The sequence below is a fragment of the Limoniibacter endophyticus genome (genome assembly GCF_014652835.1).
Classification (GTDB): domain Bacteria; phylum Pseudomonadota; class Alphaproteobacteria; order Rhizobiales; family Rhizobiaceae; genus Limoniibacter; species Limoniibacter endophyticus.
This window is the reverse complement of record NZ_BMZO01000010.1, coordinates 87,498-98,015: the sequence shown is the minus strand read 5'-3', so window position 1 is coordinate 98,015 and position 10,518 is coordinate 87,498. Positions and strand designations below refer to the sequence as shown.

Below are 10,518 nucleotides of genomic sequence, written 5' to 3'. Positions count from 1 at the left end.
ATTCATCTCGGAGAGGCGAAATCCATAGAGGATCGTCCGATTTGACTACAAGACCACGGTTCAATTGGATGCGGCTTGAACAGGCATCACTCAACTCCGGCACGATGGTGGAGATGCCTCATTTCCTAGAAATGATCTACCTGCTGCATCAGCGAACGGTCGTAAAAACCACAAAGTTCGGTCGTCACATCCCGAGCGATCGAGGAAATGAGCGAGCAAAGACGCGATGAGGCCGCTTCAAGATAGACGACATAATAGCGTGTTACCGGAAACGTCGGTTGGACATTTAAAACACGTAATTCGCCTGTCCGTAATTCGTTCTGGATAACAATCGGCGGCAGGACGGCAATTCCAAGGCCATTGGAGATCATGCTGATCGTGGTCGTCAGAGAGTTCGAATAGTGCATGACGGCACTCGCAGCGTCATAGTCCTGGAGATATTCCAGCAGTTTCCCGTGATTATACGTTCCGAGTTCGTAGGAAATAATCGGATAACGCAACAAGTCAGCGCGTCCGATCAGCGCGTTCGGCTTCTCCTGATCAAGTTTCGGACTCGAAACCCAATACATGCTGAGATCACATAGTCCCGATACTGTGAGCTTCTCCATATGGGTGCCGGGAAAGCCCAGAATAACATCCAGCTCACGATTCTCGAGACGTTGCAGGATCGTTGCCGATGAATCTGTCGAGACGGAAACCCGAATTCGAGGAAAGCGCCTGCGTAACGTCTCCATGATACCCGGGAGGATGGTCAACGCCATACTCGGCAGGACGCCAATGCGGATAGTTCCTTCGATTTCGCCTTTCGGTCCAAGGTCCTGAAGCAAAGCGTTGTAGCGCCCCACAATATCACGCGCGCCGGACACGAAGCGCGCGCCCTCCTCCGTCAGTCGCACATCTCGTGCATCGCGGTCGAAAATCTTGAAACCAAGCTCCTGTTCCATGGCTGAGACGCGATTTGATATAGCGGCCGGCGTCATGTTCATGCGCTCGGCCGTAACACGAAAATTGCGAAGCTCGGCAAGCCAGATCACGGTCTCGAGAAAGCGAATGTTCACCGACTTCGAATGCTCCCCATGCCCTACTCCGAAAGCGGCAGTGGACCATGCCGTCATTATTTTTTGGATGCGCCTTTCGACAAGATTAGCTCACACGATTAATGTCGCAACGTCTAACTTGCTAAAATTATGCTTAATCAATGCGTTGGCCGCCAGTGAATAACCTGGCGACCAGTTTTCATCACTGGGCCAGCTTCGCCAGCACCTTCGCGCTGGCACCCGACATTTCGCCGAGCTTCTGCACCTTGTCTCTCACGCTGGCTTCGCGCTTCTTGCCGGTTTCTTGCATGCCAAGCGCCTTTTCGGCGACGGCGCGCACCTCATCACGAGGGATTACAAGGACCCCGCTTTCATCGGCCAATATGGCATCGCCTGGCATGACTACCGCGCCGCCGCAAGAAACGGGTATATTGAAACCGCCACCCAGATCATAAAGACGTGTAGTGATGGGTGATAAACCACGTGACCACATCGGGAAATCCGAATCCTCAATCTCCGTCAGATCCGTGCAGGGACCATCGACAATGCCAGCGACCGCACCTGCTGCCTTCGCTGCAACAGTGACACCGCCGCCCCAACAGGCATACTTATCGTCTCCAAGCCGATCAACAACGAGAATATCGCCCGGGCGCAATTGGCCCGTCGCGTGATGGAGCAGCGTCGAGTCAGGCCCGGCGATAGCCAGCGTTACCGCCGTGCCGACGACACGGCGCTTTGGCAGAAGCGGCTGGATGGCGCGATCCATGAAACCGAACAGGCGCCAGTGTCCGACAGTTGCAGTCTCGACGCCGGACAGAAGATCAAGATCCTCCTGCGGCACCTGTTCAGGCATATCCTTGATGACATACATTGTTTGCCTCCCTTAAGCGCAAGCCAGACGGCGATGTTGCGTCATGGGGATCAACGTGCGAGCACGTTTGATCTGTGCGGGATCAATACGGGCCGTGACAAAGCCGACACCGTCGGACGCCTTTGCGATTTCATGTCCCCACGGATCGCATACAAGCGAATGCCCCCAGCAATGGCGTTTCTCATTGCCGAAAGCAGTCGCGCCCGTCATGCCACAGGCAACGAAATAGGTCTGGGTTTCGATGGCGCGGGCGCGGGCCAGAACCTCCCAGTGATCCTTCCCGGTCTGTAGCGTGAAGGCGGCAGGCAGCACGATGACATCGCAGCCAGCCTTCTCTAGCTGCAGGAAGAGTTCGAAGAAACGAATATCATAGCAAATCGCACAACCGACCTTGAGGCCGTCGATCTCGTAAGTCACGATGTCTTCGCCTGGCTTGACCGACGCCGATTCCTTATAGGCCGTACCATCCGGCGCGACGATGTCAAACATGTGGATCTTGCGGTAGGCGGCCACCTGTTTGCCCTGACGATCAAAGACAAAGCTCGTATTGTAAATGCGATCCTCGCCTTCGACCTTTTCCATGATCGTCCCTGCGTGGACATAGACGCCATGTTCCTTGGCAAAGTCGCTCGCCATCGTATATGCCGCGCCACCCGGTGCTTTCTCAGCAGTCGCGAGCTTCTCCTCGATGGTGCCACCGTAATATTCGAAGTATTCCGGCAGAACGATCAGATCCGGCTGATCGGTCTTCAATGCATCGAGCATCAGCTCGCGTGTTACCCGAAGGTTTTCATCGCGGTCTTTTTGCGGATTCGTCTGAATCAGACTGACTTTCATTCTCTTTCTCCCATCTGTTTCAAGATTACGCGACGATCTTCTCGTCCTTGAGGGCACTGATTGTGTTCATGATGCCGGCACGCAGAGTCATCGTCTGGGTCGCTACCACGAGAAGCTCCGCGCCCTCATCGAGGGCAAATTGACGCTCGGCCGGCGTCCACGCAGGCATGATCCAGCTTTTGCCCGCATTACGGGCGGCGGCAGCTATGCGCTTGAGATCGGATTTGTCGGCGTCGTTGAAGGCGTAAGCGCCCCGTCCGCAGGAAAGCGCGAGGTCGGAGGGACCGGGAAAGAGGCCGTCGACCGTCTCCAGCGCTATGATCTGCTCGACATCGGCAAGGCTTTCGGCTGTCTCGATCATCGCGTAGCATTTGGTGCGCTTGTTTTCTTTTTCGAAGGCATCGGTCGCAGGGCGCGTATAGCCGAAGATGCGACCTCCGGCATAGGAGCGCGTTCCCGTCAGCGGATATTTCGCAGCTTTGGTCACTTCGCGGGCATGGTCTACACCCAGAATATGCGGGATTACGACCCCATCCGACCCGAAATCCAGCGCCTGTTGTATGGATTCGGCATTTGGCGCAATGATCTTGGTAATCGTGGGCATGGCGATCGCCTTGGTATAGGCGAGAAACTGATCGAGCGTTGCAAGATCGAATGTGCCGTGCTCAAGTTCAAGCACCAGGGATTTGACGCCGCAGGTACGAGCGATCTCGAGATAGCCTAGATGTGGCTGCGACATCCAGAGCGCGATATTATCCATATTCATATACTTTCTTAGGCTGCGATTGAGAAATCAGTCGGGCTTGCCAATGGTGCGAGAGAGACCGAGCGTACGTTCGATCACGATGATGATGGCAAGCGTTGCCGCGACCAGAACGACCGAGATCGCGGCCGTCATCGGGTCTGTCTGGCTTTCGACATAGTTAAATATCTCGACGGGCAAAGTTGTCAGTCGTGGACCGGTTATGAAGAGAGAAATAACAACCTCATCGAAAGAGAGCAGGAAGGAGAGTGCTGCGCTCGCGATGAGCCCCGGCGCCATCAGCGGCAATGTGACACGACGGAACACTGTGAAGGGAGAGGCACCCAGCATCGTCGCAGCCTCTTCCACCGATGGCGGAAGCGTGGTCAGTGACGTCAGTACGATGCGAATGACATAGGGCGTCGTGACAATAAGATGCGCAATGATCAGTCCTGTCACGGTGCCGAGCAGTCGTGCCTGTACGAAAACCAACAGAATGGCGAGGCCAAGCACGATCGACGGGAGCAGCAATGGCGCGGTAAAGATACTCAGCACCACCTCCTTGCCGCGGAAGTTGTAGCGATTGATTGCGTAAGCGGCCGGGATACCAGCGATCAGCGACAAAACCGTCACCACGGCGGCAATGCCGAGACTCAACCAAAAGGCGTTGATCAACCCGCTATGCTGAAACATAGCGAGGTACCAGCGCACACCCCAGGTCTGCGGCGGGAAAGTCAGGTAGTTGTCATTAGAAAAAGACAAAGGCAACACAACCAAGATCGGCGCCAGTAGGAACAGGTAGAGAAAGACGACGAGGATGCGAAAGGGTAGTGAAATTTTGCCAATCATGACCTGATCTCCCCTCTGCATCGACCGGACGGTTCGATGCAGCAAATTAAGTCTTAGCGCGAGTTCCGCGGTGCAAATGGACCCACAGTGCGTTAATCGAACCGGCGAACGACGCGCGAGTAGATTGCGAGCGCGATGCCGAAAATGATGAGAACGATGACAGACGTCGCTGCCGCACGCGGCCATTCGAGCTGGATTACTGCCTGATCGAAGATCTCGGTCGCCAGCAGAAAGACACGACCGCCGCCAAGCAGCTTAGGCGTAATAAAGGAGCTGATCGCCAGCACGAAACAGAGCAGACAACCAAGAGCTACGCCGGGCAGCGTCAATGGGAAAATGATGCGGCGAAAGCGCGTAAAGGCATTTGCACCGAGCGACGCAGCCGCTTCCTCGTAAGCCTGGTCAAGCTTGCCGAAGCCAGCGATCAGCGACAAGGCCATATAAGGAATGAGGATTTCCACCAGGCCGATGAAGACGCCAAGCGTATTGTTGATCAAGCGGAAGGGTTCGGAAATCAGACCAAGCGATATTAACGATCCGTTTATTATGCCTTGGTCGCCGAGCAACACCATCCAGCCGTACGTGCGGACCACGCTGCTCACCAGCAGAGGCGAGACTGTAATAACGAAAAGCACGTTGCGCCACACGGGCGATACACGGTGCAAAAACAAGGCAATCGGATAGGCGCAGATCAACGTGGCAAGCGTAATGGCGAAGCTGATCCAGAGCGAGTTTATGACCAACCCGAAGTTGAAGCTGTCGGTGAAGAAATCAAGATAGTTCTCGAATGTGTAATTCTGCGTCAGCACACCACCGGAGCGGCTTTCCATGAAGGAAATCTGTCCGAGGCTTAAAACCGGCAGGACGAAGGCGATGAAGTTGATGACCGCCATCGGCACAAGCAAGGCCAGAACGACGACCGGAAATTTCCGGTTTTTCTGAGCATTTTGAGTAAGTGGCGGGGCAGTATGGGTAACAGCGCTCATGACCATTACCTCCCAAAGACCAGCATGTCTTGTGGCTTCCATTCGCACAGAAGCGTGTCGCCGTCGCCAAAACCATGCCCCGCACTTGCCGTCGGCACTTCGATCTTCAACGTAGCCCCGTCGATCGCTATATCGTATTGCACGATGTCGCCAATATAGGTAACGCGGTTGATACGACCGCGGGCGCTGTTGGTGGCGTTGCTCACCAGCGCCCGATCGCGATCGGGCGTCAGGCTGATGCGATGCGGACGGATCGCAGCTTTGGCGGCCCCGGAAGAAAGACCCTTCGTATCGCAGCGATAAACGGTTGGTCCGATCTTCGCCTGATCCTTGCCGACGATCTCGCAGTCAATGACATTTGCGCGCCCGACAAATTGGGCGACGAACAAATTTTCCGGTTTTTCGTATATTTCTTCCGGCGTGCCCAACTGAGCCAGCTTACCGCCATTCATCACGCCCACGACGTCACACATCGTCAGAGCTTCGACCTGATCATGCGTCACAAAAACCGTCGTGATCGAAAGACGCTTCTGGATCTCACGGATTTCGATGCGCATCTCGTCGCGCAGTTTCGCGTCGAGGTTGGACAACGGCTCATCCAGCAAGAGAATGCGTGGACGGATGACCAGAGCGCGGGCCAGCGCCACGCGCTGCTGCTGGCCGCCCGACATTTCCTTTGGCTTGCGATTGCCATAGCCGGGCAGACGCACCATTTCCAACGCCTCTTCGACACGCCCTCGCGCCTCATGTTTGGAAATGCCGCGCATGTCCAGCCCAAATGCAATATTCTCGGCAACAGTCATGTGGGGGAATAGCGCGTAGCTCTGGAAGACCAGCCCGATGTCGCGCTTGTGCGGTGCGGTGCGGGCAACGTCGTCGTCACCGATCAGTATATTGCCGTCGGTTACCGAATTAAGCCCGGCGATCATCCGCAGTGTCGTTGTCTTACCGCAACCAGATGGCCCTAGCAGCCCAAGCAACTTTCCCTTCGGCAGATCAAGATTGAGATTGTCTACCGCAACGAAGCCATTATCGTAGCGCTTCGTGAGACCACGCAGCCTCAAAAACACATCATCGGCTTCAAAAGCGGCAGGAGGAAGGGCGTTCGGACGCGCATCGTCGCGCGAGGCCAGCGTTTGCATCAGCTTACCCACGTTGTTCGTTGGATTGTTTCGTTTGCCACCGGTCCCGTCCCGGAGGGATGCGGGGCAGGCGCGTTTCAGCGGCCACCCCTATGGAATGCTTTCTAGCGGCTCGCCGGGATGATCTGGCGACGCCAGGGCTCCAGGATGGAGTCACGCAGTTCTCCGATGGTCATCCAGTCGACGGGGATGAGCTTTTCCTGCTGATCGGCGTTCATCAGCGGAATGCGCTTCTTGGTTTCTTCGTCGACCTCCGCCTTCGAATTGGTCGGCGCATAATACATCGCCTTGGCGAAACGCGCCTGCACCTCTGGGGAGATGGCGTAATTGATAAAGGCTTCCGTCGCTTCCTGTTCCGGTGCATTGGCGATCGCGCTGATTACGTTAACCTGCGTCGCCGTGCCTTCTTCCGGCGCAGAGGCGCTTACCTTGCCTTCCGTCTGATCAAAATAGGTTTGCGAACGTGCGTTCCAGCCCACCCCGATCGACGCTGTGCCGTTGGCGATCAGCGTGTATTGGTCAGGCTTCGGCTCCCACGTCTGAATATTGGGCGCAAGTTCGACAAGCTTCTCCACGCCCGGATTGATGGTCGCTTCGAGCGCGTCGGCTTCACCCTCTTTATAGTCGGCAGAACCAGCCATTTTGTTGGCGATAATCGTGAAAAGGATTGCCTGGATATCACCACCGCCCTGTGCTGGGATAATCACCTTGCCCTTCTGTGCAGGATCCCAGAGAGCTTCCCAGCTCGTTGGTACTTTATCCTTGTAGATGCCGGTACTATAGACCAGTGCCAAAGTGTCATAGGTAATCGGGATCGCCTTGCCACCCAGTTCCTTGCCGATATCGGCGAGGTCAGCATAGTTGCTGAGCTTGGATGTATCGACATCGGCAACCAGTTCTTCCTCCGACGCGATCCGGGCAACTGAAAGATCGTAGATCACGGCATTGGCCTGCGGCGCGGATTTTTGCGCGCGCATATTACCGAGAGATGTCGCAGCGTTCTGCACGCCGAAGAAGGTAACCTTGATATCCGGATGCGCTTCGTTGAAAGGATCGATTACCTGCTTCTGGTAGTGGTCCTGGAAAACGCCGCGATAGCCCATTACCGTGATATCGGCAGCTTGCGCTGCCGCGATGCTACCAAGCGAAACTGATCCGGCCGCCAATCCCATCAAACATGCGAATTTCGACAAATTCATCCCAATTCCCCTATTGCTCTGATTGAATTTTCTTATGAGAGCAAGCTAGGAGCGACCCTAATTCTGGTCCAACGGATATTTCTTTCTGGCCGTTCGATTTTTCTTTCCGATCCTCTCGGATCACAACTCCCGGGCGGCTTATATGCTTTTGCGGGTAGAGCTTTTCATCGGCACATTACGAATGATCATGGCTTAAGCTAGTTGGGCTTCTGCATCATGGGGGCGTGACGCTCTTCGGCAGGAAATCCTTGTCCAGAACAGTCAACCGATGCGCATGGAAGGATCGGGATGGTCCGGCGGCAAGCTTTCCTGAAGAGGACGTATATTATTAACCTTCGGCAGGACGCGCCGAAGCAGGCAATCCGAAAACCTTGTCGAACGCAAAATTGAAGACAAAGGTATAAACGAGGAAGAAAATCAGCAGCCCTACATCAAGGACCAGCGCTTCCAAAAGACCGATATTGAATATCCACGCGAAGAGCGGTACCAGGAAAACCACGAGGCCGCCCTCAAAACCGATCGCATGCGCAATACGGCGGGCGAGAGAACGTCCTTTCTTCACCTGCCGGGATTCCCACCACTCGAACATGGTCGTGAAAACAAAATTCCATGCGAGTGCAATTGCCGACGACATGATGGCAACGATCCCCGCTGTTCCGACGGCTTTGCCCACCAGTGCCAAACCAAGCGTCGTACAGAGGATGGCGATGCCTTCATAAAATGAGACATATACAATCCGGCGGATGACTGGCGACATTTTCTACTCCTGATACCAAAGGCGTAGATAGGCGATTTTTCTGATGGCGGAAAGACGCCCGCTCGCATGGCAGCTACGCGGCAAAGCCTGTAAACAGGTTCGTGACAAAAATTGCCGACCCGGCAAAGGAGCAGAAAGCCACAAGCATCAGCAGACCGTCCCTGACCATGATGGCGAGGCCAAACATGGCGATCACCAACATGGGTATTGTTGAGGCAAAAGGAAAAAACTCGAGCGGCGGGACGGTCAGACAAAGCACCATACAGCACAGCGCAGCGGCCGCAATGAACGGCCCGCGTACCATTATGCGGAGCCTCCCGTGAAACCATCTATCGAGTAAGCGTGCAACCGGCCTGAGCTTGGAGAGACCGCTTCGCAGTTTCCCGCCGGACATTTTTCGACGCATAAGAAATTGCGGCAACCAGAAATGCTCCGCACGTAGAAGCATCTGCGCTGAAAATGCCAGGATGATAAATGCGAGCGTCGTGGGCAATCCGGGGATACCGCCGATAGGCGAAATCTCAATCAACGCCGGAACGAGCAAGAATGGTCCGAAACTGCGTTCTCCCAGACAGTCGAGCATCAGCCCCACCGACACGCGGTCGTCCCCGGCCGCTGCATCAAGCCGCTCAATTATCTCGCTGACGCTGCGGGGATCTTCTGGCATTTCTTATCCGGTTGCACCGCGTCAAACGATACGGTGCAACTTCGGTTCCCATCTAGAGATCAATCGTCGTACTCGATGTAAACGACAGCACCGGAAACGGGATGAAAATCAACCTCGACACGATGACCGTCTTGATCAATTCCCTCGACCTGCCAGCAACCGTCATCTGCATCCACTCCCGTTACCCGATAACCGTCTGCTGCTGCCTTGCGAGCAATTTCCTCCACGCTCATCCACTCGCCTCGCGGCACCCGACCACAGCGATCATCATCACCAGCGTAGGCTGGAACGGCAGCGGCAGCAAACGTGGTGAAAGCGGCGGCAAGGACTAGCGTTCTCGTCATTGACATGGGAAGTTCCTTTCGGATTTCGTTTTCGATGCTTTCCTTCTCCCATGTTCAGTATGACGACTGGCTGAGACGACTTGTCAGCCAATTGTCATTCTTCTGGTGGCAAAGAGATAATATGCGTGCAGGTCCTATCGTCTTTCTGGTGACTGCTCTCCTTCTTCAAACGTCATCTTCCACGATGGCGGATGACGATGCGGAGCGTGCGCGCGCATTGTCCGGCTCAATCTTGCCTCTAGCGCAGATTCTCCGGACCATCTCCCCGCGCTACCCGGGAAAGGTCATAGAGGTTGATCTCGACGATGATGACGATCCGGAATATCAAATACGCATACTTGATCCGAATGGCCGTATCGTTGAATTGGAAGTCGATGCGCGGACCGGTCGTGTACTCGACGTCGATATGGAGGATGACGACTGACAATGCGTATCCTGTTGGCTGAAGACGATCCACGAATCGCTCGGGATGTTCGCGAGGCACTAGAGATCGGCGGCTATATCGTCGACCATCAGCACGACGGCGAAGAGGCCTGGTTCGCAGGTGACACGGAAGATTATGCAGCCATCGTCCTTGATCTCGGCCTTCCAACCATGGACGGAATGTCCATCTTGAAGCGGTGGCGGGAAGCTGGACGCGCGACACCTGTGCTTATCCTCACCGCGCGCGGAAGCTGGAGCGAACGCGTTGAGGGGATTGATGCAGGGGCAGATGACTACCTCCCCAAGCCCTTCGCGATGGAAGAGTTGCTCGCACGCTTACGTGCTGTCCTGCGTCGCCACGCCGGACATGCGACAACGATCTTGAAAGCAGCAGATCTTCTCATGGACCCGCGCCAGATGCGCGTAACGCGGGCCGGCAAAGCGATTTCGCTGACGCCACAGGAGTATCGTCTGGTTGCCTATCTCCTGCATCACCAGGGGCGCGTAGTGCCACAGCAGGAACTGGCAGAGCATTTGCAGGCAGAGCATTATGAGCGCGAGTCCAATGCCGTCGAAGTTCTGGTTGGTCGGGTTCGCCGCAAGATCGGCGGTGATATCATCGAAACGCGCCGCGGCTTCGGTTACATCGTCGATTGCACGTAAG

Annotated in this window: 13 protein-coding genes; 2 read left to right on the top strand and 11 right to left on the bottom strand. The window is 55.4% G+C overall.

Features of this window, described 5'->3' with window-relative positions; all coding sequences use genetic code 11:
- Positions 1-125 precede the first annotated feature (125 nt).
- The 11 genes from IE151_RS14800 to IE151_RS14750 form a co-directional block, all read right to left on the bottom strand.
- The gene (locus IE151_RS14800) at positions 126-1,058 is read right to left on the bottom strand and encodes a LysR family transcriptional regulator (RefSeq protein WP_189491817.1); all 933 of its coding nucleotides are present in this window, start codon (positions 1,056-1,058) and stop codon (positions 126-128) included.
- Between the two features lie 181 nt (positions 1,059-1,239).
- Positions 1,240-1,908, bottom strand: coding sequence for an RraA family protein (locus tag IE151_RS14795; RefSeq protein WP_189491814.1), 669 nt, complete (start codon positions 1,906-1,908; stop codon positions 1,240-1,242).
- A 12-nt stretch (positions 1,909-1,920) separates the two neighbouring features.
- Entirely contained in the window at positions 1,921-2,745 is an 825-nt protein-coding gene (locus IE151_RS14790) for a carbon-nitrogen hydrolase family protein (RefSeq protein WP_189491812.1), read from the bottom strand.
- A 25-nt stretch (positions 2,746-2,770) separates the two neighbouring features.
- Positions 2,771-3,511, bottom strand: coding sequence for an HpcH/HpaI aldolase family protein (locus IE151_RS14785; RefSeq protein WP_244636801.1), 741 nt, complete (start codon positions 3,509-3,511; stop codon positions 2,771-2,773).
- A 27-nt stretch (positions 3,512-3,538) separates the two neighbouring features.
- The gene (locus IE151_RS14780; protein WP_189491809.1) at positions 3,539-4,336 is read right to left on the bottom strand and encodes an ABC transporter permease; all 798 of its coding nucleotides are present in this window, start codon (positions 4,334-4,336) and stop codon (positions 3,539-3,541) included.
- Between the two features lie 92 nt (positions 4,337-4,428).
- Positions 4,429-5,322, bottom strand: coding sequence for an ABC transporter permease (locus IE151_RS14775; RefSeq protein WP_189491806.1), 894 nt, complete (start codon positions 5,320-5,322; stop codon positions 4,429-4,431).
- Positions 5,323-5,327: 5 nt separating this feature from the next.
- On the bottom strand, positions 5,328-6,464 hold the full coding sequence (locus IE151_RS14770; RefSeq protein ID WP_189491803.1) for an ABC transporter ATP-binding protein: 1,137 nt from the start codon (positions 6,462-6,464) through the stop codon (positions 5,328-5,330).
- A 104-nt stretch (positions 6,465-6,568) separates the two neighbouring features.
- Positions 6,569-7,663 (bottom strand): extracellular solute-binding protein, encoded by a 1,095-nt coding sequence (locus IE151_RS14765; protein ID WP_244636799.1) that lies wholly within the window; start codon positions 7,661-7,663, stop codon positions 6,569-6,571.
- 328 nt (positions 7,664-7,991) lie between these two features.
- Complete coding sequence (locus IE151_RS14760) at positions 7,992-8,420, bottom strand: PACE efflux transporter (RefSeq protein WP_189491800.1); 429 nt, start codon at positions 8,418-8,420, stop codon at positions 7,992-7,994.
- A gap of 73 nt (positions 8,421-8,493) precedes the next feature.
- Entirely contained in the window at positions 8,494-9,087 is a 594-nt protein-coding gene (locus IE151_RS14755; protein ID WP_189491796.1) for an exopolysaccharide biosynthesis protein, read from the bottom strand.
- Between the two features lie 59 nt (positions 9,088-9,146).
- Complete coding sequence (locus IE151_RS14750; RefSeq protein ID WP_189491794.1) at positions 9,147-9,437, bottom strand: PepSY domain-containing protein; 291 nt, start codon at positions 9,435-9,437, stop codon at positions 9,147-9,149.
- A 115-nt stretch (positions 9,438-9,552) separates the two neighbouring features.
- Between IE151_RS14750 and IE151_RS14745 the strand changes: the two genes are divergently transcribed.
- Together IE151_RS14745 and IE151_RS14740 are read left to right on the top strand one after the other, a co-directional pair.
- A complete protein-coding gene (locus tag IE151_RS14745; RefSeq protein ID WP_210310897.1) occupies positions 9,553-9,855 on the top strand; it encodes a PepSY domain-containing protein in 303 nt (100 codons plus the stop codon).
- Positions 9,856-9,857: 2 nt separating this feature from the next.
- Positions 9,858-10,517, top strand: a complete 660-nt coding sequence (locus IE151_RS14740) for a response regulator transcription factor (protein ID WP_189491791.1) — start codon at positions 9,858-9,860, stop codon at positions 10,515-10,517.
- Position 10,518 lies beyond the last annotated feature (1 nt).